This is a genomic window from Azohydromonas lata NBRC 102462, from assembly GCF_001571085.1.
Taxonomy (GTDB): domain Bacteria; phylum Pseudomonadota; class Gammaproteobacteria; order Burkholderiales; family Burkholderiaceae_C; genus Azohydromonas; species Azohydromonas lata.
Window position 1 is genome coordinate 15812 of sequence record NZ_BCTC01000058.1, and the last position, 26540, is coordinate 42351.

At 68.8% G+C, this 26540-nt stretch carries 26 protein-coding genes; 8 read left to right on the forward strand and 18 right to left on the reverse strand.

Annotated elements, in window-relative coordinates; translation table 11 throughout:
- Positions 1 to 136: 136 nt before the first annotated feature.
- The 3 genes from icd to hemN all read right to left on the reverse strand — a co-directional run bounded on the left by icd (position 137) and on the right by hemN (position 3764).
- Complete coding sequence (gene icd, locus ALA01S_RS19105; protein WP_066339622.1) at positions 137 to 1390, reverse strand: NADP-dependent isocitrate dehydrogenase; 1254 nt, start codon at positions 1388 to 1390, stop codon at positions 137 to 139.
- A 188-nt stretch (positions 1391 to 1578) separates the two neighbouring features.
- Entirely contained in the window at positions 1579 to 2286 is a 708-nt protein-coding gene (locus tag ALA01S_RS19110; RefSeq protein ID WP_307189682.1) for a sulfite exporter TauE/SafE family protein, read from the reverse strand.
- Positions 2287 to 2354: 68 nt separating this feature from the next.
- Positions 2355 to 3764 carry an oxygen-independent coproporphyrinogen III oxidase gene (hemN, locus tag ALA01S_RS19115; protein ID WP_066339628.1) on the reverse strand — a complete coding sequence of 470 codons (1410 nt, stop codon included), beginning with the start codon at positions 3762 to 3764 and terminating at the stop codon, positions 2355 to 2357.
- Positions 3765 to 3940: 176 nt separating this feature from the next.
- Here hemN and fnr point away from each other — a divergent pair, with 176 nt between their 5' ends.
- Positions 3941 to 4678, forward strand: a complete 738-nt coding sequence (gene fnr / locus ALA01S_RS19120) for a fumarate/nitrate reduction transcriptional regulator Fnr (RefSeq protein WP_066339630.1) — start codon at positions 3941 to 3943, stop codon at positions 4676 to 4678.
- A gap of 81 nt (positions 4679 to 4759) precedes the next feature.
- On the opposite strand, the gene ALA01S_RS19125 is transcribed toward fnr, so the two are convergent.
- The 8 genes from ALA01S_RS19125 to ALA01S_RS19160 all read right to left on the reverse strand — a co-directional run bounded on the left by ALA01S_RS19125 (position 4760) and on the right by ALA01S_RS19160 (position 11388).
- On the reverse strand, positions 4760 to 5038 hold the full coding sequence (locus tag ALA01S_RS19125) for a hypothetical protein (RefSeq protein WP_066339631.1): 279 nt from the start codon (positions 5036 to 5038) through the stop codon (positions 4760 to 4762).
- Between the two features lie 67 nt (positions 5039 to 5105).
- The gene (locus ALA01S_RS19130; RefSeq protein WP_157119120.1) at positions 5106 to 5393 is read right to left on the reverse strand and encodes a hypothetical protein; all 288 of its coding nucleotides are present in this window, start codon (positions 5391 to 5393) and stop codon (positions 5106 to 5108) included.
- A gap of 251 nt (positions 5394 to 5644) precedes the next feature.
- The gene (gene ccoP, locus ALA01S_RS19135) at positions 5645 to 6568 is read right to left on the reverse strand and encodes a cytochrome-c oxidase, cbb3-type subunit III (protein ID WP_066339633.1); all 924 of its coding nucleotides are present in this window, start codon (positions 6566 to 6568) and stop codon (positions 5645 to 5647) included.
- Positions 6568 to 6759, reverse strand: a complete 192-nt coding sequence (locus ALA01S_RS19140; protein ID WP_066339636.1) for a cbb3-type cytochrome oxidase subunit 3 — start codon at positions 6757 to 6759, stop codon at positions 6568 to 6570. The genes ccoP and ALA01S_RS19140 overlap by 1 nt, the downstream gene beginning before the upstream one ends.
- A gap of 22 nt (positions 6760 to 6781) precedes the next feature.
- Positions 6782 to 7399, reverse strand: a complete 618-nt coding sequence (gene ccoO, locus ALA01S_RS19145; protein WP_066339643.1) for a cytochrome-c oxidase, cbb3-type subunit II — start codon at positions 7397 to 7399, stop codon at positions 6782 to 6784.
- Between the two features lie 21 nt (positions 7400 to 7420).
- The gene (gene ccoN / locus ALA01S_RS19150; protein WP_066339645.1) at positions 7421 to 8863 is read right to left on the reverse strand and encodes a cytochrome-c oxidase, cbb3-type subunit I; all 1443 of its coding nucleotides are present in this window, start codon (positions 8861 to 8863) and stop codon (positions 7421 to 7423) included.
- 14 nt (positions 8864 to 8877) lie between these two features.
- Entirely contained in the window at positions 8878 to 9087 is a 210-nt protein-coding gene (gene ccoS, locus ALA01S_RS19155) for a cbb3-type cytochrome oxidase assembly protein CcoS (protein WP_066339647.1), read from the reverse strand.
- A gap of 6 nt (positions 9088 to 9093) precedes the next feature.
- Positions 9094 to 11388, reverse strand: a complete 2295-nt coding sequence (locus ALA01S_RS19160) for a heavy metal translocating P-type ATPase (RefSeq protein ID WP_066339700.1) — start codon at positions 11386 to 11388, stop codon at positions 9094 to 9096.
- 70 nt (positions 11389 to 11458) lie between these two features.
- Between ALA01S_RS19160 and ALA01S_RS19165 the strand changes: the two genes are divergently transcribed.
- On the forward strand, positions 11459 to 11926 hold the full coding sequence (locus ALA01S_RS19165) for a DUF192 domain-containing protein (RefSeq protein WP_066339650.1): 468 nt from the start codon (positions 11459 to 11461) through the stop codon (positions 11924 to 11926).
- Between the two features lie 93 nt (positions 11927 to 12019).
- On the opposite strand, the gene ALA01S_RS34855 is transcribed toward ALA01S_RS19165, so the two are convergent.
- Both ALA01S_RS34855 and xseA read right to left on the reverse strand, forming a co-directional pair.
- Complete coding sequence (locus tag ALA01S_RS34855) at positions 12020 to 12604, reverse strand: superoxide dismutase (protein WP_066339654.1); 585 nt, start codon at positions 12602 to 12604, stop codon at positions 12020 to 12022.
- A 120-nt stretch (positions 12605 to 12724) separates the two neighbouring features.
- Positions 12725 to 14086 (reverse strand): exodeoxyribonuclease VII large subunit, encoded by a 1362-nt coding sequence (gene xseA / locus ALA01S_RS19175; RefSeq protein ID WP_066339656.1) that lies wholly within the window; start codon positions 14084 to 14086, stop codon positions 12725 to 12727.
- A gap of 253 nt (positions 14087 to 14339) precedes the next feature.
- On the opposite strand from xseA, the gene ALA01S_RS19180 reads away from it, so the two are divergent.
- From ALA01S_RS19180 to adk, 6 genes are all read left to right on the forward strand, one after another.
- Entirely contained in the window at positions 14340 to 14966 is a 627-nt protein-coding gene (locus ALA01S_RS19180; RefSeq protein ID WP_066339659.1) for a MotA/TolQ/ExbB proton channel family protein, read from the forward strand.
- Between the two features lie 25 nt (positions 14967 to 14991).
- Entirely contained in the window at positions 14992 to 15411 is a 420-nt protein-coding gene (locus ALA01S_RS19185; RefSeq protein WP_066339661.1) for an ExbD/TolR family protein, read from the forward strand.
- Positions 15398 to 16444, forward strand: a complete 1047-nt coding sequence (gene lpxK, locus ALA01S_RS19190; protein WP_066339707.1) for a tetraacyldisaccharide 4'-kinase — start codon at positions 15398 to 15400, stop codon at positions 16442 to 16444. The genes ALA01S_RS19185 and lpxK overlap by 14 nt, the downstream gene beginning before the upstream one ends.
- A 3-nt stretch (positions 16445 to 16447) precedes the next feature.
- Positions 16448 to 16678 carry a Trm112 family protein gene (locus tag ALA01S_RS19195; protein WP_066339663.1) on the forward strand — a complete coding sequence of 77 codons (231 nt, stop codon included), beginning with the start codon at positions 16448 to 16450 and terminating at the stop codon, positions 16676 to 16678.
- Positions 16675 to 17463, forward strand: coding sequence for a 3-deoxy-manno-octulosonate cytidylyltransferase (gene kdsB / locus ALA01S_RS19200; protein ID WP_066339670.1), 789 nt, complete (start codon positions 16675 to 16677; stop codon positions 17461 to 17463). The genes ALA01S_RS19195 and kdsB overlap by 4 nt, the downstream gene beginning before the upstream one ends.
- A 236-nt stretch (positions 17464 to 17699) precedes the next feature.
- The gene (gene adk / locus ALA01S_RS19205; protein WP_066339673.1) at positions 17700 to 18356 is read left to right on the forward strand and encodes an adenylate kinase; all 657 of its coding nucleotides are present in this window, start codon (positions 17700 to 17702) and stop codon (positions 18354 to 18356) included.
- 126 nt (positions 18357 to 18482) lie between these two features.
- On the opposite strand, the gene ALA01S_RS19210 is transcribed toward adk, so the two are convergent.
- The 5 genes from ALA01S_RS19210 to ALA01S_RS19230 all read right to left on the reverse strand — a co-directional run bounded on the left by ALA01S_RS19210 (position 18483) and on the right by ALA01S_RS19230 (position 26277).
- Entirely contained in the window at positions 18483 to 20360 is a 1878-nt protein-coding gene (locus ALA01S_RS19210) for an ABC transporter ATP-binding protein (protein WP_066339675.1), read from the reverse strand.
- A 260-nt stretch (positions 20361 to 20620) separates the two neighbouring features.
- Positions 20621 to 22039 carry an ABC transporter permease gene (locus tag ALA01S_RS19215; protein ID WP_066339682.1) on the reverse strand — a complete coding sequence of 473 codons (1419 nt, stop codon included), beginning with the start codon at positions 22037 to 22039 and terminating at the stop codon, positions 20621 to 20623.
- A 7-nt stretch (positions 22040 to 22046) separates the two neighbouring features.
- Positions 22047 to 23030: an ABC transporter permease gene (locus ALA01S_RS19220; RefSeq protein ID WP_066339685.1), complete on the reverse strand. Its 984-nt coding sequence runs from the start codon at positions 23028 to 23030 to the stop codon at positions 22047 to 22049.
- Positions 23027 to 25276: an ABC transporter substrate-binding protein gene (locus ALA01S_RS19225; protein WP_066339688.1), complete on the reverse strand. Its 2250-nt coding sequence runs from the start codon at positions 25274 to 25276 to the stop codon at positions 23027 to 23029. The genes ALA01S_RS19220 and ALA01S_RS19225 overlap by 4 nt, the downstream gene beginning before the upstream one ends.
- A 29-nt stretch (positions 25277 to 25305) precedes the next feature.
- Positions 25306 to 26277 carry an LD-carboxypeptidase gene (locus ALA01S_RS19230; protein ID WP_066339692.1) on the reverse strand — a complete coding sequence of 324 codons (972 nt, stop codon included), beginning with the start codon at positions 26275 to 26277 and terminating at the stop codon, positions 25306 to 25308.
- Between the last annotated feature and the right edge of the window lie 263 nt (positions 26278 to 26540).

The window sequence follows — 26540 nt, forward strand, 5'->3', positions numbered from 1 at the left end:
TTGGCAAGCGTTTTAATCACTTTTTTTGTCTGACGGCTCTTTGCGGGCCGCGTGGACTCTTGTGGATGGTTGAGTCCGCAAGAACCGAGGGCGGGAGTGTACCCGACGCTCCTGGGCATCGGGCACACGGCGCGCCTTACATGTTCTCGATCATCACCTGGCCGAAGCCGGAGCACGACACCTGCATGGCGCCTTCCATCAGGCGGGCGAAGTCATACGTGACCTTCTTGGACTGAATGGACTTCTCCATGGAGCTGATGATGAGGTCGGCCGCCTCGGTCCAGCCCATGTGGCGCAGCATCATCTCGGCGGAGAGGATTTCGGAACCGGGGTTCACGTAGTCCTTGCCGGCGTACTTGGGCGCCGTGCCGTGCGTGGCTTCGAAGCAGGCCACGGAGTCGGAGAGGTTGGCGCCCGGGGCGATGCCGATGCCGCCGACCTGCGCGGCCAGCGCGTCGGAGATGTAGTCGCCGTTGAGGTTGAGCGTGGCAATCACGCTGTACTCGGCCGGGCGCAGCAGGATCTGCTGCAGGAAGGCGTCGGCGATGGAGTCCTTGATGGTGATGTCGCGGCCCGTCTTGGGGCTCTTGAACTTGCACCACGGGCCGCCGTCGATTTCCACGGCGCCGAACTCGCGCTTGGCCAGCGCGTAGGCCCAGTCACGGAAGCCGCCTTCCGTGAACTTCATGATGTTGCCCTTGTGGACGATGGTCACGCTGGGCTTGTCGTTGTCGATGGCGTACTGGATGGCCTTGCGCACCAGGCGCTCCGTGCCCTCGATGGACACGGGCTTGACGCCGATGCCGGAGGTCTCGGGGAAGCGGATCTTCTTGACGCCCAACTCGTCGATCAGGAACTTGATAAGCTTCTGAGCCTTGTCGCTCTTGGCCTCGTATTCGATGCCGGCATAGATGTCCTCCGAGTTCTCGCGGAAGATCACCATGTTGGTCTTCTCAGGCTCCTTGAGCGGGCTGGGCACGCCCTTGAAGTACTGCACGGGACGCAGGCAGACGTAGAGGTCCAGCTCCTGGCGCAGCGCCACGTTGAGCGAGCGGATGCCGCCGCCCACCGGCGTGGTCAGCGGGCCCTTGATGGAGACCACGTACTCGCGCAGCACGTCCAGCGTCTCGGCAGGCAGCCACACGTCGGGGCCGTACACCTTGGTCGACTTCTCGCCGGCGTAGACCTCCATCCAGTGAATCTTGCGCTCGCCGCCGTAGGCCTTCTGCACCGCGGCGTCCACCACTTTCAGCATCACGGGGGTGATGTCCAGCCCGGTGCCGTCACCCTCGATGTAAGGAACGATGGGGTTGTTCGGGACGTTGAGCGAGAAGTCCGCGTTCACGGTGATCTTCTGGCCGCCCTCGGGCACCTTGATGTGCTGGTACATGAAAACTCGCTCCTGTGTGGGGGTTATGGAAGCAGACCGCCATTCTATTCACGGCGGTTTCAAGTCCTGTGTCTTACATAAGACCAGGCGACACAGCCAACTTAGTCACAAAGCATCGCAGTGCAGCTTGACGCGAACTTGACGCCCTTCCTAGGGACTGTCCCCAGGTGACGACGCCCCCCGGCGCGTCAGCTCACGCACCAGGCGGCGATACGCATCCACAGCCCGTGGCCCAGCGCCCAAGCGGATGCGCACGCCAGCCCCAGACCGGCCAGGCGCACCGCCCAACCACCTGAGGCCAGCCAGCGCGAGCCCGGTGCGCCCAGGCGCCACCACAGCGCCGGCCCAAGCCACAGGCCCAGCGAGGAGCCCACTGCGAAGGCCGCCATGATGGACGCCCCGGAAGCCGCATGCTGTCCAAGCGCAGCCACCACCAGCGCCGACTGCAGCAGCCCACAGGGCCAAGCCACCCAGGCCGTGCCGGCCAGGCCGGCCTTGACCGGACCCAGCATGGGCTGCCAGCCGCCGGAGGACGTGCCGCCCTGCCCGGCTGCCACCGCGGGCGCCAGCCGCGTGCCGCGGCCCAAGTTCTCCAGCCACTGCGGTTGCCGCCCCTTGATCAGCAGCCACAGGCCCAGGCCCAGTGCGGCCACGTGCACCAGCGTCCACAGCGGACGCAACGCCGGCGTGAGCTGTGAAAACCGTGCCAGCAGCGTGACGCTGCCCGCCGCCACCGCACCCGCGGCCGCGTAGCCCAGCAAACGGCCCAGGTGAAAACCCAGCAGCGCCTGCTGCGGCCGCGCACCGCCACAGCGGCCGGCCAGCGCGGTGCAGGCCGCGCCGCACATGGCCACGCAGTGGGGCGATCCGGCCAGGCCCATCAACAGGGCGCTCAAGACGAGGGCTGCATCCATGACCGGAGAAAAAACAGGCGCGGGTACTGCGGGGAGCTCGAAGCGAAGCCTTAAATGATCCGGGAAAAGCGCTCGCGCGTCTTATCGGCACGCAAATGCCGGTCGAACACCATGGCCACGCCGCGGACGAAGTACCAGCCGCGCGGCGTCACCTGGATGGCGTCGGACTCCAGCTCCGCCAGGCCCATCTCCACCAGCGGCTTGAGCGACTCCAGCTCCGCGGCGAAGTACTCGCGCATGTTCACCAGGTGCGCCAGCTCGATGGACTCGAACTCCACGCGGCCCTGGCACATCAGCGCCATGATGACCGCCCGGCGCACGAGGTCATCGCGCGTGAGCGCCAGGCCACGGACGATGGGGAAATGCCCCTGGCGCACGGCGTCGTAATACTCCGGCAGCGTCTTGGCGTTCTGGCTGTACGTGGCGCCCATACGGCCAATGGAGGACACGCCCAGGCCTATGAGGTCACAGTCCGGCTGCGTGCTGTAGCCCTGGAAGTTGCGGTGCAGCCGTCCCTGGCGCTTGGCCGCAGCCAGGGTGTCGCCGGGCAGCGCGAAGTGGTCCATGCCGATGTAGGTATAGCCAAAACCCAGGAAGCCCTGGATGGCGCCACCGAGCATCTGCACGCGGTCGCCCGGCGGCGGCAGTTGCTCGGGGTCTATGCGGCGCTGCGGCTTGAAGCGCTGGGGCAGGTGCGCGTAGGCATACAGCGCGATGCGGTCCGGCCGCAGCTCGCCCACCAGCTCCACCGTGCGGGCGAAGGACGCGGGCGTTTGCTTGGGCAGTCCGTAGATCAGGTCCACGTTCAGCGACTCGAAGCCCAGTGCGCGGGCGCTGACCACCAGCTCGTGCACGCTCTCGAAAGACTGCACCCGGTGCACGGCCTTCTGCACCTCGGGATCGAAGTCCTGCACGCCGAAGCTCAGGCGGTTGAAGCCCATGCGGGCCAGGTTCTGCAGCCGCTCGGTGGTGACCGTGCGCGGATCCACCTCGATGGAGATCTCCGCACCCGGCGCAATGCGGAAGGCCGAACGCATGGCCGCCATCAGGCGCTCGATCTCGGCGTCGGACAGGAAGGTCGGCGAGCCGCCGCCGAAATGCAGCTGCGACACCGACTGGCCCTTGCCCAGCACCGCCACGTGCAGGCCGATCTCGGCCTCCAGAGCCTGGATGTACTCCTCGGCCCGCTCGTGATGCTTGGTAATGACCTTGTTGCAGGCGCAGTAGTAGCAGACCGACTCGCAGAACGGGATATGGACGTAAAGGGACAGCGGGGGCGTGCCGCCCACCGTGGCGCCTTGTGCGCGTTGCTCCAGGGCCTGTGCGTACTCCACCGGTCCAAACGCCTCGACGAAGCGGTCCGCGGTTGGATAGGAGGTGTAGCGAGGCCCCGGCACGTCCAGTCGCTGGAGCAAGCTTTCGGTCAGGATGGGCCCGGGGGCGGATGTATCGCGTAGCATGGCGACACTTTGCCAAACCCGGGACACAAGAGCTTGATGTGCCTCAAGTCGGCAAGTTGAGGCGCCGCCAAGAATGGCGCCAGTGATTGAGGCATATCATGTTGAAGACCGCTGACTCTCCTGAAGAAACCTGCGCCCAGGCGGCCGGATGTGCCGCCACGGCATCGCGATGCAACATGAACAGCACTCTGCCGCCCATTCGCTCTGAACCTTTCAAGGTCGCCTGCTCCAGTTGCAACCTGCGTGAGCTGTGCCTGCCGGTGGGCCTGTCGCGCACGGACCTGGAGCAGCTGGACACCATGGTGGCCACGCGGCGCTCGGTGGTGCGCGGCGACACGCTGTTCCGCGCCGGCGACGTCTTCCAGTCGCTCTACGCGGTGCGCACGGGCTTCTTCAAGACCTGCGTCTCGGCTGAGGATGGCCGCGATCAGGTCACGGGCTTCCAAATGGCCGGCGAGTTGCTGGGCCTGGATGGCATCGGCAGCGACCGCCACACGGTGGACGCCGTGGCGCTGGAAGATTCCCAGGTCTGCGTCATCCACTACGGCCAGCTCGAAGAGCTCTCGCGCGAGTTCTCCGACCTGCAGCGCCAGCTTCACAAGATCATGAGCCGTGAAATAGTTCGCGATCATGGCGTCATGCTGCTGTTGGGCAGCATGCGCGCCGAAGAGCGCCTGGCGGCCTTTCTGCTGAACCTCACGCAGCGCCTTCAGGCACGCGGTTTCTCGGCCTCCTCGCTCATCCTGCGCATGACGCGCGAGGAAATCGGCAGCTACCTGGGCCTGAAGCTGGAAACGGTGAGCCGCACCTTCTCCAAGTTCCAGGAAGAAGGCCTGCTCGAAGTGAAGCAGCGCCAGATTCGCATCGTGAACCAGGATGGCCTGCAAAAGCTGGTCAACGGCGCCGCCTGCTGACGGCCCGCCCTACGGCTTCAAATAAAAATGGCGCCCGCGGGCGCCATTTTTGTTGCCGTCTTCGGCCGTGGAAACGGTCTTTCAGTGGCCGTGGGCGCCGTGCATATGGCCGGCGTCGACCGCGTTGGGCGGGGTACCCAGCCAGTGGCCCAGGGCGCCGGCCGCGGCGATCACGGCCCAGAACAGGAAGAAGGCCAGCGAGTACACGCCGGTAGGCGTGAGCTCGGCCGGTATGGCACCAGCACCGAGCAGGTCGTGCGGATCCACCAGCGCGAACACCAGCATCTCCAGCACCGCGGCCATCAGGAACGAAGGCCAGGCCACCAGCATCACCGCTTGGGCACGAGGGGTTGTCGTCATGTCGATCACCTCCTGGCGGCCATTCTTGCGCGCGGCCGCCCTGCCCCGTCCTAGCGTTGACCCGGGGCTAGCGTTGAGCCGAAGAGGCTCCGACTGCGGCGGCTTCGGCGGCTGCCTTGTTGCGCGCCTCTATGGCGGGGCGCATGTCGCCTGAGGAATCTTCCGCGGGCTGCTGCGACTGCGGCGCCGCGCCGGAGCCTATGACCACGTCCGCCCCACGGATGGCGATGACGGCGGTGACGAGGGCCGCCACCACCACGGCCAGCGGGCCACCCACCACCAGCCACATCATGCGCACGCGCCACCACGGCACGCGCTGGCCATTGCCGGCCTGTTTGTCGGTCTTGCGGTCCATCAGGGATACTGCCTCGGTTCACGGGCACCGCGCCGGCCGGAGGGCCGACACGGCACGACGAACGTGGAAATGAAAACAGAGGGAGCACGGCGCGGGCCCGAGCCGTCAAGCCGCCCCAGGCCCATGCCGCCGCCCCCAAAAGACATCGCGCGCCAGAGCCGAAACCGGCTTGGCGCGCGCTTTTTTCTTTGGTTTGGCGGGGTGGCCCCGCTCATGCGGACATGAGCCCCCCCGCCAAACACCGCTGGCGATTACTGCGCCGGCGTGGCGGCGCCGCCCTTGTTGGACAGGCTCCACACATAGGCAGCCAGCACGTGGATCTGCTCGGGGTTCAGGCGCGAAGCATGGGCCGGCATGACGTTGGTCTTGCCGTTGTTGACCATGTTCATGATCGCCTGCTCGCCCCAGCCGTGCAGCCAGACCTTGTCGGTCAGGTTGGGAGCGCCCATGGCCTGGTTGCCCTTGCCGTCGGCGCCGTGGCAGGCCGCGCACACGGTGGTGAACTTCTCCTTGCCCAGTTGGGCGTAGACCGCGTTATGCGGGCTGCCGGAGAGGCTCAGCACGTAGTTGGCAACGTTGCGCACGTTCTCGCCACCGCCGATGGCTTCGGCCATCGGGGGCATCATGCCCTGGCGGCCACCGGTGATGGTCTGCTTGATGGTGTCGTGCGAGCCGCCATACAGCCAGTCGGTGTCGGTCAGGTTGGGGAAGCCCTTGCCGCCGCGGGCATCCGAGCCGTGGCAACCGGCGCAGGTGTTGACGAACAGGCGCTCGCCGATGCCCATGGCCGCCGGGTCCTGAGCAAGCTGCTCGGCCGTCATGGTCACGTACTTGGCGTAGACCGGCGCCATGGCGGCGCGGGCCTTCTCCTGCTCGGCCTCGTACTGGCCACGGCTGGACCAGTTGAAGGCGCCCTGGCTGGAACCCAGGCCCGGATACAGGGCCAGGTACACCGCGGCGAAGATCACCGTGATGATGAACAGCCACAGCCACCAGCGCGGCAGCGGGTTGTTCAGTTCGCGCAGGTCCTCGTCCCAGATATGGCCGGTCGTGTTGTCGGCAGCCATGGGCTTGGTTTTGCTGGCCACCATCAGGACGAACAGGCAGAACGCCAGGCCGCCCACCACAATGGCGATCACGTACCAGGACCAGCCACTGTTGAAGAAATCACTCATTACTTACTCCCTTGGAAGCGGGCCGCGGCCGCAGCGACGGGCTCGTCATCCTCATCAATGAAGGGCAGTTGTGCCGCCGCGTCATGTTGGGAAAGCTGACGCTTGCTCCAGGTCCACAGCGCGAGGCCGATGAACAGCACGAAGCTGAACAAGGTCACGACGCTGCGCAGGACGTTGATGTCGAAGTCCATCGCTTTGGCTCCGGGGTCTGGTTTACTTCAGCGCGGTGCCCAGCACCTGGAGGTAGGACACGACCGCATCGAGCTCGGTCTTGCCCTTGACCTCGTCGGCCGCCTTGGCGATCTCGTCGTCGCTGTAGGGCACGCCCACCTTGCGAAGCGCCGACATCTTGGGTGCCAGGTCCGCCGGGTTGAGCGCGGCCTTTTCCAGCCACGGGTAAGCCGGCATGTTGGACTCCGGCACCACGTCACGCGGGTTGTTCAGGTGAATGCGGTGCCAGTCGTCGCTGTACTTGCCGCCCACGCGGTGCAGGTCAGGACCGGTGCGCTTGGAGCCCCACTGGAAGGGATGGTCGTAAACGAACTCGCCGGCCGTGGAGTAGTGGCCGTAGCGCAGCGTCTCGGCGCGGAAGGGACGCACCATCTGCGAGTGGCAGTTGTAGCAGCCTTCGCGGATGTAGACGTCCCGGCCTGCGAGCTGCAGCGCCGTGTACGGCTTGAGGTTTTCCACCGGCTTGGTCGTGCTGTGCTGGAAGAACAGCGGAACGATCTCAACCAGGCCGCCGAAGGCGACCGTGATCAGGATCAGCACGATCATCAGGAAGTTGCTGGTCTCAATCTTCTCGTGACCAGTCGGATTTGCGTGTGCCATGTCGGTCTTTCCTCAATCCAATCAGGCGTGGGCAGCCGCAACCATGGGCACCGGCGTCTCGACGACCTTGCCGCTGCGCACGGTCATGATCGTGTTCCACAGCATGATCACCATGCCGCTCAGGTACAGCAGGCCGCCGACCATACGGATGATGTAGAACGGGTACGTGGCCTTCACGCTCTCGACGAAGCTGTAGACCAGCGTGCCGTCGGGGTTCACGGCGCGCCACATCAGGCCCTGCATCACGCCGGCAATCCACATGGCGGCGATGTAGAGCACGATGCCGATGGTGGCCACCCAGAAGTGCAGCTCGATGGCGCGGGTGCTGTACATCGTCTTGCGGCCGAACATGCGCGGGATCAGGAAGTACAGCGAGCCGATCGAGATCATGCCCACCCAGCCCAGGGCGCCGGAGTGCACGTGGCCCACGGTCCAGTCGGTGAAGTGCGACAGGGCGTTGACGGTCTTGATGGACATCATCGGACCTTCGAAGGTCGACATGCCGTAGAACGACAGCGCAACGATCAGGAACTTCAGGATCGCGTCGTCGCGCAGCTTATGCCAGGCGCCCGACAGGGTCATGATGCCGTTGATCATGCCGCCCCAGCTCGGAGCCAGCAGCACCAGCGAGAAGATCATGCCCACGCTCTGCGTCCAGTCCGGCAGAGCCGTGTAGTGCAGGTGGTGGGGGCCCGCCCACATGTACGTGAAGATCAGGGCCCAGAAGTGCACGATCGACAGGCGATACGAGTACACCGGGCGCTCGGCCTGCTTGGGGATGTAGTAATACATCATGCCCAGGAAGCCCGCGGTCAGGAAGAAGCCCACTGCGTTATGGCCGTACCACCACTGCACCATGGCATCTTGAACACCGGCGTAGGCCGAGTAGCTCTTGAACAGGCTCACGGGGATGGCGGCGCTGTTGACGATGTGCAGCAGGGCCACGGCGATGATGAAGGCGCCGAAGAACCAGTTGGCCACGTAGATGTGGCGCACCTTGCGGGTGCCGACCGTGCCGAAGAACACGATCGCGTAGGAAACCCAGGTGACGGCGATCAGGATGTCGATGGGCCACTCCAGCTCGGCGTATTCCTTGCCGGAGGTGTAGCCCAGGGGCAGCGTCACGGCCGCCGCGACGATGATCAGTTGCCAGGCCCAGAACGTGAACATGGCCAGGCCAGGCGCGAACAGGCGCGTCTGGCAGGTACGCTGCACCACGTGGTAGGACGTGGCAAACAGCGCGCAGCCGCCGAAGGCGAAGATGACCGCATTGGTGTGCAGCGGACGCAAACGTCCGTAGCTCAACCAGGGAATGCCGAATGTAAGATCAGGGAAAGCAAGCTGGGTGGCGACGAAAACGCCCACCAACATGCCCACCACACCCCAAAGCACCGCCGCCACTGCGAACATTCGCACGGGGGCGTCGCTGTAAACCGGTCTTCCCGGTTGCGCCGCTTGAGCCATCACTGGCCTCCTTCTTAGTGAGAATCCACCCGGGGCGCATTGTTCGGCGCCGAGCTTTCGCCAAGCTTGATTACCGTCAACGCTTCCCCATCCGTGTTCAGAATGCGCTCGCCTTCTCGTTCGAGATCGTCGAACTGCCCGCCGTGCAGGGCCCAGCCGAAGACACCGATGATGATCAACACCAGCAGCGCCGACAGCGGAATGAGCAGGTACAGGATTTCCATCGTTCCTCAGCGCGCCAGGCGCAGCGAGTTGCCCACCACGAGCAGTGAGCTCGCTGCCATGCCCAGGCCGGCAGCCCACGGCGGGAGCCAGCCGGCCAGCGCCAGCGGAATGCAGGCCAGGTTGTAGAGCGCGGCCCAGGCAATATTTTGCCGCACCACACTCATGGCCTTGGCGGCAATACTGCGCGCATCGGCCAATGCTTGAAGCCTTTGTGAGGGCAGGATGGCATCGGCATGCGCCCGCGCCACCAGCGCGCCCTCGCCCATCGCGAAAGACACGTCGGCCTGCGCCAGCACTGGCGCGTCGTTGACGCCGTCACCCACCATGGCCACCACTTCGCCACGCGCCTGCGCTTCGCGCACGGCCTGCAGCTTGGCCTCCGGCGTGGCGCCGGCGGCGGCCACGGGCAGGCTCAGGCGCTGAGCCACGCGCTGCACACGCGAGGGCGCGTCGCCCGACAGCAGCGCCGGCTCCATGCCGGCCGCACGCAGCGCGGCCATGGCGGCGGCGGCATCCTCGCGCAGCCGCTCTTCAAAACAGAAGGTCAGCAGCACCTGCCCGCGCGGGCCAAAGGCGGCCTGCAGCGCGTCGCTGCCATCCTCCACGGGCGCATCAGCCACCCAGGAGGCACGGCCCAAGCGCCACTCCACGCCCTGGGCGTCCAGCGCGCTCAGGCCCTGGCCTGGTTGCTCACGCACCTGCGTCCAGCCGTCTGCAGAGGGCACCATGGCCGCATCCGCCCCGCCCTGCTCCACGGCCTGGACGAGCGCCCGCGACAGCGGGTGCGTGGACCAGCGCGCCATCGCCGCAGCGCGCGGCCGCAGCGCCGCAGCTTCGTGCGCGCTCAACGATTGAGCGTGAACGATTTCACGCAGCGCGAGGCTGTCCTCGGTCAGCGTGCCGGTCTTGTCTATGAAGAGATGGCGCACGCGCGCCAGTGCTTCCAGCGCATCCAGCCGCTGCAGCAGCACGCCGCGGCGGGCCAGGCCGCCGGCGGCGGCCACCATCACCGAGGGCGCGGCCAGTGACAGCGCGCAGGGACAGGTGACGATGAGCACCGACACCGCCACCCACACCGCGCGCGACGGGTCAATAAAGCTCCACGCCAGCGAGGCGCCCGCGGCCAGTGCGAGCACCACCCACAGGAAAGGCCGCGCCCAACGGTCGGCCGCGCGCGCCAGCGCGGGCCGCTCGGTGAGCGCCTGCTGCATCAAGGCCACGATGTGCTCGTAGCGCGTGTCCGCGCCCACGCGGTGCACGCGCATGCGCACCGGGGCGCCCACGTTGACCGAGCCGCCCACCAGCGCGTCGCCCGCGCCGCGCGGCACAGGGCGCGACTCGCCGCTGAGCAGCGACTCGTCGGCCTGGGTCCGGCCCTCCACCAGTTCGCCGTCGGCCGGGAAGCTCTCGCCCAGCGCCACCTGCACCAGGTCGCCCGGGCGCAGCGCGTACACGCTCACGGTTTCCAGGCTGCCGTCCTCGCGCACGCGGCTGGCGCTTTGCGGCATGCGCGCCAGTGCTTCTTCCAGCGTGGCGGCCACGCGGTGGCGCGCGCGCATCTCCAGGTAGCGCCCGGCCAGCAGGAAGCTCACGAACATGGACAGCGAGTCGAAATAGACCTCGTGACCGAAGATGCCGCCCGGATCAAAAGTCGCGCCGCTGCTGGCGATGAAGGTCACCAGCACGCCCAGCGCCACGGGCACGTCCATGCCTATGCGGCGGGTGCGAAGGCTGCGCCAGGCGCCCTTGAGGAAAGGCGCGGCCGACCACCACACCAACGGAATGCTCAGCACCCACGAGCCCCAGTTGAGGAGCTGGCGCAGGTCCGGCGCCATCTCGCCAGGGCGGGCGACGTAGATGGGCGTGGCCATCATCATCACCTGCATCATGCAAAACCAGGCCACGAAGAGCCGCCAGATGGCCTGCCGGTTCTCCGTCACGCGCAGCGCCCGCGCGGGCTCCGCGGCGTCGGGCACGGCGTCGTAACCGGCGCGGCGAATGGCCTGCACCATGTCGGCCACGCGCACGCGCTGCGGATCCCACTCGATGCGCGCCCGCTCGGCCGAGGCGCTCACGCGGGCCGACTCGACGCCCGGCACCGCGGCCAGCGCCTGCTCGATGGTGTCGGCACAGGCGGCACACCACATGCCGGAGAGGCGCAGCACCGATTCGCCCATGCGCCGCCCCTGGCGGTCCACGCGCCAGCGCGTGAAGCGCTGCTGCTCTTGCGGATCGTCCAGTACGGCGAGGTCGTGCTGTTCGGGGGTGCTGGGGGCGAAGGTGGCGGTGGAAGCGTTCATCGGCGACAGGCGCGCGCCGGCCACAGGCCCGACGACGCCGGATAATCTAGGGTCATCCCCTGGTGACGGCATGATCAAGATCAAGACACGCGCATCCCTTGCGGGGCTGTTGGCCCTGGTGATCACCACCTCGCCTGCCATCGCGCAGCAAGGCCAGCCCCAGCAGCTCGAAACCATCACGCTCAACGCGGGCATGCACAACATCCGCGCCGAAGTGGCGCTCAGCCCGGAGCAGCGCGCCACCGGCCTGATGTACAGGCGCGAGATGGCGGCTCACGAAGGCATGCTGTTCGTGTTCGAGCAGCCGGCGCCGCAGTGCTTCTGGATGAAGAACACGCTGCTGCCGCTGTCCATCGCCTTCCTGGCCGATGACGGGACGGTGGTGAACATCGCCGACATGAAGCCGCAGACGCTGGACTCCCACTGCTCGGACAAGCCGGTGCGCTATGCGCTGGAGATGAACCAGGGCTGGTTTGCCAAGCGAGGCATCCAGGCCGGCGCGAAGCTTAAAGGCCCCGTCTTCAATTCGGTGCGCTGAAAGACAAAGGCCGATCGCGAGATCGGCCTTTTGACACTGATCAAGCCGTCATGCGGCACCCGCCCCGGAGCGCCGCCGGGCTTTGAGCCGCTCTTAGGCGGCGAAGTTGCCTTCCGCGAACTCCCAGTTCACCAGCTTGTCGAGGAAGGTCTCGACAAACTTGGGACGCAGGTTGCGGTAGTCGATGTAGTAGGCGTGTTCCCACACGTCCACGGTCAGCAGCGGCTTGTCGCCGGTGGTCAGCGGGGTGCCGGCGGCGCCCATGTTGACGATGTCCACGCTGCCGTCGGCCTTCTTCACCAGCCAGGTCCAGCCCGAGCCGAAGTTGCCCACGGCGCTCTTGACGAAGGCTTCGCGGAAGGCGGCGTAGGAGCCGAACTTGGCGGTGATGGCCTGGGCCAGTGCGCCGCTGGGCTCGCCGCCGCCATTGGGCTTCATGCAGCTCCAGAAGAAGGTGTGGTTCCAGATCTGCGCGGCGTTGTTGTAGATGCCGCCGGAGGACTTCTTGATGATGTCCTCGAGGGCCATGCTCTCGAACTCAGTGCCCTTCTGGAGGTTGTTCAGGTTCACGACATAGGCGTTGTGGTGCTTGTCGTGGTGGTACTCCAGCGTTTCGCGGCTGTAGTGGGGGGCGAGGTCGTCGTAGCCGTAGGGCAGCGGGGGCAGCACGTGTTCCATCTTTTCTCCTGTGTTCATTGATGCACGTCAAAAGACGCGCAGAGGGCAAAGCCGGGGTGATTGTAGGAGTGCACGAAGGCCCTCGCCGGGTGTGCAAGGGCCTTGGGCTTTGAAGGCCTTTCAGCGCTCCCCGTCGAGTTTCACCTGTTGAACCTGGGCCAGGGCTCGGCCGTCGCTCCACACGGCCTGCACCTGCTGTCCAGGCACCAGGCCGCGCGCGCAGACGATGGGGCTGCCCGCCTCGTCCGTGACCCAGGCGTAGCCGCGCGAGAGCACGCGGTGCGGGTCCAGCGCCGACAGCCGCGCCTCCACGCCTTGCAGCTCCAAGCCCAGGCGCTGGCGGCGCACGCCCTGGGCCCGCTGCAGCCGTTGCGCCAGGGCCTGCAACCGCACGGCGGCGCGCTCGCGCTGCACGCCCTGCGCGCGCTCCAGGCGCGCGGCCAGCCGCTGCGGTGCCTCGGCCGCGCGCTGCAGCGCGTGGCGCAGCGCGTGGCGGGCGCGCTCCTCCAGCCGGTCGAGCTGCTGCGCGTGGCGGGCCAGCACGGCGCCGGGGCGGGCGAGCTGCAGCGCGCGTTGGTCCAGGTCCTGGGCCTGGCGCTCCAGTTGGCGCTGCACCTGGCGGCGCATGCGCCGCGCCAGCGCCGCAAGCTGCTCCACGCACTCGGCCTGCGATGGCGCCGCCAGCTCCGCCGCGGCGGTGGGCGTGGGTGCGCGCAGGTCGGCGGCGAAGTCGGCCAGGCTCACGTCGGTCTCGTGGCCCACGCCGCACACCAGCGGGATGTCGCTGGCCGCCACCGCGTGCACCACGCGCTCGTCGTTGAAGGCCCACAGGTCTTCCAGCGAGCCGCCGCCGCGGCAGAGGATGAGCACGTCCACCTCGGCGCGCTCGTTGGCCTGCTGCAGCGCGGCCACCAGCGCCGCCGGCGCCTCGGCGCCCTGCACGGGGCTGGGATAGATCACCACCTCCACCTGCGGCGCGCGCCGCGCCAGCGTGGTGAGCACGTCGCGCAGCGCCGCCGCGGCCAGCGACGTGACCACGCCCACGCGACGCGGAAAGCGCGGCAGCGGCCGCTTGCGCTCGGCGTCGAACAGCCCCTGCGCCTGCAACCGCTCCTTCAGGCGCAGGAACTGCTCATAGAGCGAGCCTGAGCCCACGAGCTGCATGCCCTCCACCACGAACTGCAGCTCGCCGCGCGGCTCGTACACCGCCACGCGCCCGCGCAGCTCCACCTGCAGCCCGTCACGCGGATTGAAGTCCACCAGCGACGCGGCGCGGCGGAACATGGCGCAGCGCAGCGCGGCGGCCTGGCCCTCGGCGTCCTTGAGCGTGAAGTAGCAGTGGCCGCTGGCCGCGCGGGTGAAGCCGGAGAGCTCGCCGCGCACGGTGCACGCACCAAAGCGCGCCGCCAGCGCGTCGCCCATGGCCAGCAGCAGGCCGGCCACGCCCCAGACCTGGCGCGCCATCGTGCTCGGCTCGGCCATGCGGTTCTCCTGAAAAAAACAGTGCTTAAAAAAGATGCAGCCCAGCGCCCGCGCCCGGCTGACAAGCAGTTCCGAACGCTGTCCCTGCGCAAATCACAAACTTGTCCACAGCAACGGTGGACAGGTGGGGGTGCACGGACCTGCACGCGCCAAGCGCGCGGGGGCCCTTGGGCATAATTGACGGTTTGTCCGGGCCAGCGTTTGCAGCGTCTTTGAAGTCCCGGTTCCTAGTCATACACGTTCCGGGGACGCCTTGTTTTCGATCATACAAGCCGCCGGCTGGCCCATTTGGCCGCTGCTGCTGTGCTCGGTGCTGGCCTTGGCGCTGATCATCGAGCGGCTCTTGAGCCTGCGCGGCGCGCGCATCGTGCCGCCCAAGCTGCTCGACGAAGTCTTGGCCCTCGTGCGCGGCGGCCTGCCCGCGCCGGACGTGGCCGAGAAGCTCGAACAGCATTCCGTGTTGGGCCAGGTGCTGGCGGCGGGGCTGCGCAGCGCGCAGCGGGAGCCGCGCATCAGCGAGGAGCGGCTGCGCCAGTCGTTGGAGAGCGCCGGGCGCGCGGCCGTGCACGGGCTGGAGCGCTACCTGAGCGCGCTGGGCAGCATCGCCTCGGCCGCGCCGCTGCTGGGCCTTTTCGGCACCGTGGTGGGCATGATCGAGATCTTCGGCTCGCAGACGCCCGGCGGCGGCAACCCGCAGGCGCTGGCGCACGGCATTTCGGTGGCGCTCTACAACACGGCCTTCGGCCTCGTGATCGCCATTCCCACGCTGCTGTTCTACCGCCACTTCCGCGCCCGCGTGGACGACTACGCCCTGTCGCTGGAACTGGCCGCCGAGCAGCTCATGCCGCTGCTGCTGCGCCACACGGCACGCCCCGCTTGACGGCAGCCACAGCGAGCCCAGCGCCATGAATTTCCGCAAGCCGCGCCGCGACGAGCCGGAGATCAACCTGATCCCCTTCATCGACGTGCTGCTGGTGGTGCTCATCTTCCTGATGCTGTCCACCACCTACAGCCGCTACACGGCGCTGGACGTGACGCTGCCCACCGCCAGCACCAAGCCCGTGGATCAAAAGCCCCAGGAGATCGTGGTGGCCGTGGCCGCCGACGGCCGTTACGCCATCAACAACCGCGCCGTCGAGGGCCGCAGCGTGGAAGTGCTCGCGGCCGAGCTGCGCGCCAGCGCCCAGGGGCTGCAGCAGCCGCTGCTCATCGTCAGCGCCGACGCCACCGCCGCGCACCAGTCCGTGGTCAACGTGCTGGACGCCGCGCGCCGCGTGGGCCTGTCGCGGCTGACCTTTGCCGCGCAGTCCGGTGGCCAGCACTGAGGCTGCGGCCTCGCGCGGCACGGGCTCGCGCCTGGCCGGCTGGCTGCAGCGCCAGTGGTGGCAAGCGGCGCCCTCCATCGTGGCGCGGCTGCTGTGGCCGCTGTCCGCCCTCTACGAAGCCCTGGCCGAGCGCCAGCGGCGCAAGACAGCACCTGAAGCCACCGGCTTGCCCCTGGTCGTGGTGGGCAACCTCATCGTCGGCGGCGCCGGCAAGACGCCCACCGTCATCGCGCTGGTGCAGGCGCTGCGCGCGCTGGGCTGGACGCCGGGCGTGATCTCGCGCGGCCATGGCCGCCAGGGCGAGGCCGTGGTGCAAGTCCAACGCGACAGCGCCGCGCGCGACGTGGGCGACGAGCCGCTGCTCATACACCTGCGCAGCGCCGCCCCCGTGGTGGTGGGCCGCGACCGCATCGCCGCCGCGCGCGCGCTGCGCCAGGCCCACCCCGAAGTGAACCTGCTGCTGGCCGATGACGGCCTGCAGCACTGGCGGCTGGCGCGCGACGCGCAGGTCATCGTCTTCGACGATCGTGGCGCCGGCAACGGGTTCACCTTGCCCGCCGGCCCGCTGCGCCAGCGGCTGCCGCACGCCGTGCCGCCGCGCAGCCTGGTGCTCTACAACGCCGCCGCGCCCAGCACGCCGCTGGCGGGCTGGTGCGCGCAGCGCCGCCTGGCCGGCGCGGTGGAGCTGGCCGACTGGTGGGCCGGCCGGCCGTGCAGCCTGGCCGCGCTGCAGGCCCTGAAAGGCAAGCCGCTGCTGGCCGCGGCCGGCATAGGCGCGCCGCAGCGCTTCTTCGACATGCTGCAGGCCCAGGGACTGAGCTTCACGCCCTGCCCCGTGCCGGACCACCACGACTACGCCACGCTGCCCTGGCCCGCCGGCACGGCCGATGTGGTGCTGACGGAGAAGGACGCCATCAAGCTTGCTCCCGCCCGCTGCGCCGGGACGCACATCTGGGTCGTGGCGCTAGACTTCGCCCTCCCCGACGCCTTCGTGGCCGCGCTGGCCCGGCTGCTTCCCGCTTCTTCCTTGTGAACCATGAGCCTTGACCACCGACTGATTGAACTGCTGGTATGCCCGGTGTGCAAAGGCCCGCTGGAGCTGCTGCGCGACACGCAACTGCAGCCGCGCGAGCTGCTGTGCCCGGCCGACCGGCTGGCCTTCCCCATACGCGACGGCCTGCCCGTGATGCTGGAAAGCGAAGCCCGCGCCGTGGACGCGCCGGCCGCGCCGCTGGCGCCGGCCGCCGGCGACGCCGCCGCGGTATGAGCCTGGTGCCGGCCAGCGCGGCCGCCACGGCCGCCGCCTTCACCGTGCTCATCCCCGCGCGGCTGGCCTCGACGCGGCTGGCCGACAAGCCGCTGGCCGACATTGCGGGCCTGCCTATGGTCGTGCGCGTGGCGCAGCGTGCCGCGCAATCGGCCGCGCAGCGCGTGGTGGTGGCGGCGGACGACGAGCGCATCGTGCAGGCCTGCGCCGCGCATGGCGTTGAGGCCGTGCTCACCGACAAGGGCCACGCCAACGGCAGCGACCGCCTGGCCCAGGCCTGCACGCTGCTGGGCCTGGACGGCGAGGACATCGTGGTCAACGTGCAGGGCGACGAGCCGCTGATCGACCCCGCGCTCATCGACGCCTGCGCCGAGCTGCTGGTGCAGCGCGAAGACTGCGTGATGGGCACCGCCGCCCACGCCATCGAGAGCGAGGCCGACTGGCGCAACCCCAACGTGGTGAAGGTGGTGCTGGACGCCGCCGGCCGCGCCCTCTACTTCACCCGCGCCAACGTGCCCTTCTGGCGCGACGCCGTGCCGCCTGACGCGCTGCCCAGCCCCGCGCCGCTGCGTCACATCGGCCTGTACGCCTACCGCGCGGGCTTTCTGCGCCGCTACCCGACGCTGGAGCCCTCGCCGCTGGAGCGCATCGAGTCGCTGGAGCAGTTGCGCGTGCTGTGGCATGGCGAGCGCATCGCCGTGCACGTCGCGGCGCAGGCCCCCGGCCCCGGTGTGGACACGCCCGCGGACCTGGAGCGCGTGCGCGCGCTGCTCGCGCAAACCTGACGCAAGGGGCTCATGGCATGAGCCCATCAAGCTGACTTCACGCTGACACCCGCATCGAGAGTGGGCCGATAACGTGAGGAGGATCACGCGGCATGGGGGGTTTTCCAGCCCTGCCGCCTTGCTTCGCGTCAGCTTGGTGCAAAGGCACGCGTGTTATTCTCATTCGAGACAATACCGGCCGCCCTGGCCGGTCGAAAGCCCTTCCCAGGGGCGCATTCCATCATTCAAGGAACCCAATGAGACTGATTCTTCTGGGCGCACCGGGCGCCGGCAAAGGGACGCAAGCCGCCTTCATCTGCCAGAAGTATGGAATCCCGCAGATTTCCACTGGCGACATGCTGCGCGCGGCCGTCAAGGCTGGCACCCCGCTGGGCCTGGAAGCCAAGAAGGTCATGGACGCGGGCGGCCTGGTGAGCGACGACATCATCATCGGCCTGGTGAAGGACCGCATCGCGCAGCCGGACTGCGCGCAAGGCTTCCTGTTCGATGGTTTCCCCCGCACCATTCCGCAGGCCCAGGCCATGCGTGAAGCCGGCGTGAAGCTGGATGTCGTGCTCGAAATCGACGTGCCCGACGAGAACATCATCGAGCGCATGGCTGGCCGCCGCGTGCACGTGGCGTCGGGCCGCACCTACCACGTCAAGTTCAACCCGCCCAAGACCGCAGGCGTGGACGACGAGACCGGCGAAGCCCTGATCCAGCGCGACGACGACAAGGAAGAGACCGTGCGCAAGCGCCTGGAGGTCTACCAGAGCCAGACCCGCCCGCTGGTGGACTACTACGCCACTTGGGCCGCCACCGGCGACGCCGTGGCCCCGCGCTACGCCCGCATCAGCGGCCTGGGCACGGTGGACGAGATCACCGCCCGCGCCATGGAAGCCCTGGGCGCCTGAGGCAGCCCCGCTCCTGCAAAACAGCCGCCTGCGGGCGGCTTTTTTGCGCCCCTGGCCAGCCAAGCTCCCCGCTCTTACCCCAGAGCAAGGAAAGTGATGTAGGCCTCCTACAAGCTTGCGATTGATTTATCCCGCCGGCACCACCAGCCGCGGCACCGCCGCCAGCAGGCTCCTGGTGTACTCGTGCCGCGGCTCATGCAGCACCTGCTCGGCGCTGCCCAGCTCCACGATGCGCCCGCCCTGCATCACCGCCACCTCGTGCGCGAGGTAGCCCACCACGCCGATGTTGTGCGTGATGAAAAGGTAGGCCAGCCCCAGGCGCTGCTGCAGCTCGCGCAGCAGGTTCAGGATCTGCGCCTGCACCGACACGTCCAGCGCCGACGTGGGCTCGTCGCACACCAGCAGCCGCGGCTGCACGGCCAGCGCCCGCGCGATGGCAATGCGCTGCCGCTGGCCGCCCGAGAACTCGTGCGGCCAGCGCTGCAGCGCGTCCGCGGGCAGGCCGACCTGACGCGCCAGCGCCTCCACGCGCGCGCGGCGCTCGCCGGCCGGGAGTTGCGGCAGCAACGCCTGTAAACCCTCCTCCAGCAGCTCGGCCACGCGCAGGCGCGGGTTGAGCGAGCCGAACGGGTCCTGGAACACGATCTGGGCCTGCGCCCGCGCCTCGCGCAGCGCATCGCCCTCCAGGCGGAACAAGTCCACGCCCTGCAGCAGCGCCTGCCCCGTCACCCGCGCCTGCCGGCGCAGCAACTGCACGATGGCTTTGCCGGTGGTCGTCTTGCCGCTGCCGCTTTCGCCCACCAGCGCCAGCGTGCGGCCGGCACGCATGGTGAAGCTCACGCCTTGCACGGCGTCCACGTGGCCCACCACGCGGCGCAACAGGCCCTTGCGGATGGGAAAGCCCACGGACAGGTTCGAGACTTCCAGTAGCGGCGCGCCGTCGGCCTTGGGTGCGCCATCGGCCGTGGCGGATGCCGGCGCCGCAGCCTGCAGCGCCTGGGCCGTTTCGCGTGGCGTGGGCGGCACGGCGCCAGGGGCATAGAGGACGCAGCGCACTTCCCGGCCCGCGCCCGGCAGGAACAGCGGCACGGGCTCGCCGCACGCCGGCATGGCGTGCGGGCAGCGCTGCTTGAAGCGGCAGCCGCCCAAGCGCTCCGACAGGCCCGGCACGCTGCCGGCGATGGCGGCCAGCGGCTCGTCGCGCCGCTGCGCGTCCGGCAGCGCGCGCAGCAGCGCCTGCGCATAGGGGTGGGCCGGTGCGCGGAAGAAGTCGCCCGCCGGCGCCAGTTCCACCATCTGGCCCGCGTACATCAGCGCCACCTGGTCGGCGAAGCCGGAGACCAGCGCCAGGTCGTGCGTGATCAGCAACAGGCCCAAGCGCTGCTCGCGCTGCAGCTCGCGCAGCAGCGCCATCACCTGGGCCTGCACGGTCACGTCCAGCGCCGTGGTGGGCTCGTCGGCCAGCAGGTAGTCCGGCTCGGTGGACAGCACCATGGCGATCATCACGCGCTGCTTTTGCCCGCCGCTGAGCGTGAACGGGTAGCTCTCGAACGCGCGCTCCGGCAGCCCAACGCGCTGCAGCCACTGGCGCGCCCGCTCGCGCGCCTCGCGGCCGCGCAGGGGCAGGTGGCGCTCAATGGCCTCGACGACCTGGTAGCCCACCGTCATCACCGGGTCCAGGCTGGTGGCGGGCTCCTGGAAGATCATCCCGATGCGCTTGCCGCGCAGCGCCCGCATGCCGGACTCGGGCAGCGCCAGCACGTCTTCGCCTTCCAGCAGCACCTGCCCGCCGGTGATGCGCCCGGCCTCCGGCAGCAGCCGCATCAGCGCCAGCGCCGTGATGCTCTTGCCGCAGCCGCTCTCGCCCACCAGCGCCACGGTGCGGCCCTGCTGCAACGAAACGGAGAGCGCATCCACCACGGCCAGGCTGCCGGCGTCGGTGTCAATGTGGACGTCGAGGTCGCGGGCCTGGAGGGCGTTGGAGGTGAGGGATGCCTGTGTCATTGCGCTCCGTTCAGCACATCGGCAGGAATGCGTTTCTCGGCAGGCCGATGGCAAGGGCGCCACGCCCTCCAATCCGTCATGCCCGCGAAAGCGGGCATCCACGCCTGCCGGGCTGAAGGCACGCCGACGCCGGCTCCGCGCGGTGCAGTTCGAGGCGACACCTCGGCGCTCGTGGATGCCCGCTTTCGCGGGCATGACGAAGCAGAAGGCGAGGTGGCTTGGCTAACGGCATGCGCAGCGCTGTCAAGGCTCATCGCTCCTCACCCCCGTTGCACCCGCAACGCCCGCGCCCGCGGGTCGAACGCGTCGCGCACCCCGTCCGCCAGCAGATTCGCCGACAGCACCAGCGCCAGCATGAAGAAGAAGGCGGACGTGAAGCTCCACCACACCAGCGGGTCGCGGCTCATCTCGCTGCGGGCCAGGTTGATCATGCCGCCGAAGCTGTTGAGCGACGGGTCCACGCCCACGCCCACGTAGCTCAGCACCGCCTCGTAGAGCACCAGCGAGGAGAAATCCAGCACCGTCGTGATCAGCACCAGGTGCAGCGTGTTGGGCAGGATGTGGCGCAGCATGATGCGCCCGGCCGGCAGGCCGAAGGCCGTGGCCGCCTGCACGTACTCCATCTCGCGCAGCTTCAGCGTCTCCGCCCGCAGCAGCCGGCACAGCGTGGCCCAGCCCGTGAGGCCCAGGATGATGCACAGCAGGAACAGCCGCACGTCGCTGCGCTCGGCGCCCGTGGTGAACAGCTCCGGGTGCTGGTCCATGAACACCTGCACCATCAGCACGCAGGCCGCGATCAGCAGCACGTTGGGCACGGCCGACAGCACGGTGTAGAGGTACTGGATGAGCGCATCGGCCCAGCCGCGCAAGTAGCCCGCCACGATGCCCAACACCAGCGCCAGCGGCAGCGTGGCGATGGTGGCGAGGCTGCCGATGACGAAGGCCGTGCGCACGCTCTTGAGCGCCTGCACCAGCACGTCGTTGCCCGTGCGGTCCGTGCCCAGCACGTGGTAGTGGCCCATGAGCGCGATCACCGGCCCGGCCAGCAGGCACAGCGCCGTGGCACACAGCAGCGCCGCACGCAGCGGCACGCGGGTGCGGTCGCGCACCACGTCCTTGAGCGCCCAGCGCCAGGGAATGCCCCGGCGGCGCGAGCGCCACCGCGCCGCCAGCGCGAACAGCCCCGCGGCCACGACCAGCCCCCCCGCGGCACCCAGCAGCGCCCGCGCCGCGATGTCGCCCGCGCGCTGCGCGTCCGGGTCCGCCAGGTGCGCGCCACCGTGCAACAGCCGCGGGAAGGTGCGCACCACGTCGCCGCCCTGCTCCACGCTCTGGCGGTTGAAAGCCACTGCCGCCAGCGGCGCCGAGTAGCTGGACTCGCGCATGGCGATGGGCCGCGCCAGCAGCACATCCAGCAGGCTCTCGGTGCGCGTGGCGTAGAAGGTTTCGCCCGCGGCGGTCGGCGGCAGCGCCCGGCGGAAGTGGATGCTGTCCAGCATCGCCACCAGCGCGAAGGCGGCAAAGACGATGAGCGCGCACAGCGCCGGCGCGTCGTTGAGCATGCGCCGCCACGGCGCGCGCAGCGGCGGCACGCGGCGCAGGCGCCAGCCATAAAAAACCAGCGCCGCCACCAGCGCCCACAGCACCACGTCGGTCCACAGCAAGACAAAGCGCGGCATGGTGGCCCTACTCCAGCCGCACCCGGGGATCGACCCAGGTGTAGGCGACGTCTATGAGCAGGAAGGCCGCCACGTAGAGCAGCGAACCCAGGAAGACCATGGCCCGCACCACGGCGAAGTCCTGCGCCGAGATGGCGTCCACCACGTAGGCACCCAGGCCCGGAATGCCGAAGAAGCTCTCGAACAGCAGGCTGCCCAGGAACACGTAAGGCAGATAAGAGCCGGCGCTGGTGAGGATGGGAATCATCGCGTTGGGCAGCACGTGGCGGATGAGCACGGCGGGCTCGGTGAGGCCCTTGGCGCGCGCCGTGCGCACGTGGTCCTTGTTGACCTCCTCCAGCAGCATGGCGCGGTAGAGGCGCGCCTCGCCGCCCAGGCGGGCGATGAGGCTCAGGGCGACGGGCAGCACGAGGAACTTCACCGCATCCAGCCCCGGCGCGAAGCCGGAGATGGGCACCAGCTTCAGCACGCGCGAGAACAGGAGCTGGCCGACGATGATGTAGAACAGGCTGCTGATGGAAAGCATCAGCACGCACAGCACCACGCCCCAGAAGTCGATGCGCGAGTGCCTGAAGAACACCAGCACCAGCGCAAAGCCCACCGAGGCGATGAGCTGGAGGATGAAGATGGGCACCGCCAGTTGCAGGCTCACCAGCATGCGCGTGCGTATCTCCTGGCCGATGTCCACGGCGTTCTGGGAGTCGGAGCGTCCGAAGTCCAGCCACAGCAGCGATACCGAGCGCTGCCAGAACACCGTGCGCGTGAGCTTGTCCGGCCCTTGGGCCTGCTCGTTCCACAGCAGCGGCTGGTCGTAGCCGCGCTCGGCCTTCCACTTCTCCACCTGCTCGGCGCTGACGCGGCGCCCGCCGATGTTCAGCCGCGCCATGTCGTCCGGCGTGTTGAGCGTGAAGAAGAGCAGGAAGGTCATGAGGTTCACGCCCACCAGCACCAGCAGCGCATAGGCCGCGCGGCGCAGCACCGCGTTGATCATGCGGACCCTTTCCCGACGTTCACCGCGCCCGCCGTGGGCACGGCGGTGCTGCGCCCGGCGGCCGATTCCCGCTCGCGCCACTGCCGCCGCAGCCGCCACAGCAGCGCCAGCGCCCCCAGCGGCAACAGCAGCAGCGGCCACCACACCGGCCGGTTCCACTCGGCCCAGCGCTGGGCGCGCTCGGCGGTGTCGAGCCGGTAGTACTTGGCCATGTCACGCACCAGCAGGCTGGGCTTGCCGTTGTGCACCCAGGGCTGGAAGGCGGCGGCGGCGTAGGGGAAGACGCCCCAGGCCCAGGGCGCGTCCTGCCGGACGATGTCCACCATCTTGTCGATCACGGCCTGGCGCTCGGGGCCGTCGTCCAGCGCCTGCATGCGCTTGTAGAGCCGGTCGTACTCGGCGTTCTCGTAGTTGGCGGCGTTCTCGCCGTCGTGCCCCGCCTTGGCGTTGGGGCCGTAGAGCAGGAACAGGAAGTTCTCGGGGTCGGGATAGTCCGCCAGCCAGCCCCAGCTGAAGATCTGCGCGCGGCCGTTGCGCATCTTTTCCTGGAACTGGTTGTAGTCCGTGGCGCGGATTTCGAGCTGCACGCCCAGCTTGCCGAACTGCCGCGTGAGCCAGTCCAGCTCCGCGCGGATCTCGGGCGTGGGCGCGCGCTGGAAGTCGTAGTAGAGGGTGAGCGGCTGGCCGGTCCTGGCGTCGCGCCCGTCGGGGTAGCCGGCCTCCACCATCAAGCGCCGGGCGTCCTCGATGGGGCGGCGCACCACCTTGCCGTCCACCACCTTGTGCGTCACCGGGTTGTGGCCTTGCACCGTGCCGTGGCGCGAGCCGAACAGCCCGGCGGGCAGCGGCCCCTGGGCGGCCTCACCGGCCTTGTTCACGAAGATGCGCTGGTAACCCTCTTCGTAGTCGATGGCGATGGAGAGGGCCTGGCGCAGCTTGCGGTTGCGCTCCTGCTGCTGCGGCGTGTCGCCGCGGCCGACGACGGGGTCGCGCCAGTTGAAGCCCAGGTAGTTGATGCTGATGTCCACCGATTTCGGGAAGTTGAAGCCGCGTTCCTCGTAGAGCTTGCGGGTGTCGGCCGAGTCGCGCATGTCGCTCAGGAACTCGATGCCCCACTCCGGCCGCTCGATCTCCGGCACGTCCAGGTAGCCCTGTATGAACTTGGCCTTGTGCGGCAGCTTCTCGCGCTCGTTGGTCGAGACGATGCGGTCCACGAAGGGCATGGTCTTGCCGCAGTCGTCCAGCAGCCCGGCTTCCCTGTCGCCGGGCATGCCTTCGCAGGGATAGGGCTCGCCGCGGAAGTTGGGATTGCGCTGCATGACGTGGCGGCGATCCGTGACGCGCTCCACCAGCATGAACGGCCCCGTGCCCACCGGCCAGGTCGCCAGGCTCATGCCCGCGCCGGCCATGCCGGGCTGGGCGTAGAAGGCATCCGCCTCCCACGGCACGGGCGCCATGAAGGTCATGGCCAGCCAGTATTTCCACTGCGGATATTTCCCACTCAGCGTGATGCGCAGCAGGTGCTTGTCCACCGCCTGCACGCCCTCCAGCGACCACTGGCGCAGGTCCAGGAAGGGCTTGTCCAGGGAAGACGGCGGGATGCCCTTTCGCAGCTTCGCGTCCTCGGCACGCACGCGCTCGGCGAACGCCTTCATGCCCAGCACGTGCTCGGCCAGCACGCCGAAGATGGGCGCCTCCACGCGCGGGCTGGCGTGGCGCTTGATGGCGTAGACGAAGTCCTCCGCCGTCAGCTCGCGCGTGCCCTGGTGCTCGAACTGCGGCGGCGCGCGGCGCGTGCCCAGCTCGCCGGGCTTCATCGCGTGGTAGCGGTAGTGGCCGGCGTCGTCCGTGGCGAAGGCCGGGTGCGGCGCGTACAGCACGCCGGGCCGGATGGGAATGTCGTAGACGCTGAAGGCGATGCGCGCCGGGTCCGCGTCGTGCGGCAGCGGCTGGCGCTGCGCATCCAGATACCGGGGCTCCACGACGGCGGCGGCCGCCTTGGGCGTCAGCTCATACGGCCGCTTGAGGTAGTGGTAGCCGTAGAGCGGCTCGTAGACCTGGTAGGTGTAGGGCGTCTCGTTGTTGCTGTAGGAGGCGGTCGGGTCCAGCGTGCGCGGGCTGCGCTCCTGGAAGGCGTTGAGCAGCGTGTTGCTCTCGGCCGTGCCGCGCGGGTACGGGCTGTTGTCGCAGCCGCCCAGGCCCAGCGACGCCGCCAGCGCCAGCGCGCCCCACGCCGCCCGCGACATGCGCCGCGGGGCCCGGGCGGCAACGTGGCCTAGTGCCCGTGGGCGTGCTCGCATCCGCATTCGGGATGGTGCGCGTGCGCTGGCTCGTGAGGGTGCGAATGCTCCCACCCGACGAACACGTCGCGCCTGTCCACCACGAGCTGCACCTTGCGGCCCACCGGCAGGCACAGCTTGGTGGGCACGTGGCCGAAGGGCAGCCCGGTGAGGATGGGCGTGGAGCACACGGCGCGCACCGCCTCCACCATCTGCTTGAGCCCGTAGCCGCGGTCCAGCGGCGACTTCTTCCAGTCGCTGAAGTGGCCCAGCAGGATGGCCTTTTGCGCCTGCAGCACCCCGGCCTGCTGGAGCTGCAGCAGCAGCCGCTCGACGCGGTAGGGATGCTCGTTGACGTCTTCCAGGAACAGGATGCCGCCCCGGACCTTGGGCCAGTGCGGCGTGCCCAGCAGGGCCGACAGCACGGTCAGGTTGCCGCCCCACAGCACGCCCTTGGCCTCCAGCCCGTCGAAGCCGGCCTCGGTGCGGAAGCCCACCGCTTCCAGCTCGCCGGACATGGCCTCGCGGAAGACCTCGGGGGTGATCTCGTCGAGCTGGTCGTCGGTTTCCTTGCCGAAGTCGTCGATGGCCAGCGGCCCGGCCCAGGACTCGGCCTTGGTGTGGGCCAGCAGGCCGAGCTGCAGCGCCGTCACGTCGCTGTAGCCCACCCAGCGGGTGCCGCGCTCGACGCTGCGGGCCAGCAGCGGCCAGTCGATGCGGTCCAGCAGCCGCGTGAGGCCGTAGCCGCCACGCGTGGCCAGCGCCACGGAGGGCGCGGCCTCGGCGACGCGGTGCAAGGCCGCCAGGCGGGCATCGTCGTCACCCGCGAAGCGCTGGAAGCGCGCCAGGGCCGACTCGTCCAGGCTGACCTCGAAGCCGAGTTTTTGAAGCCGCTTGGCGGCCCGGCGCACCGGCGCCGCCTTCAAGACCACCCCGGAGGGGGAGAACAGGGTGAGGGAATTCGTCATTGAGGGGGATTGTGGCGCAGGGGGATGGGGGTTTTGGGAGCGGCGGTGAGGTGGTGTTGCGGCAGGGATGCGATGTGCTTCACTTCGCCGAACCCCGCAGGTGCTGCGCTGCCCCGGAAAGCAGTTCTCAAGCGCATGCCGTGTGGCAAAGGCGCCTCGCCCCCGATCCGTGATATCCGCGAAGGCGCACTGCTGTCCGGGGGAAAACGTAACGGTGACCGGCACCCTGCTCAATCAAGCGCCACGAGTGCTACGGGTGCAGG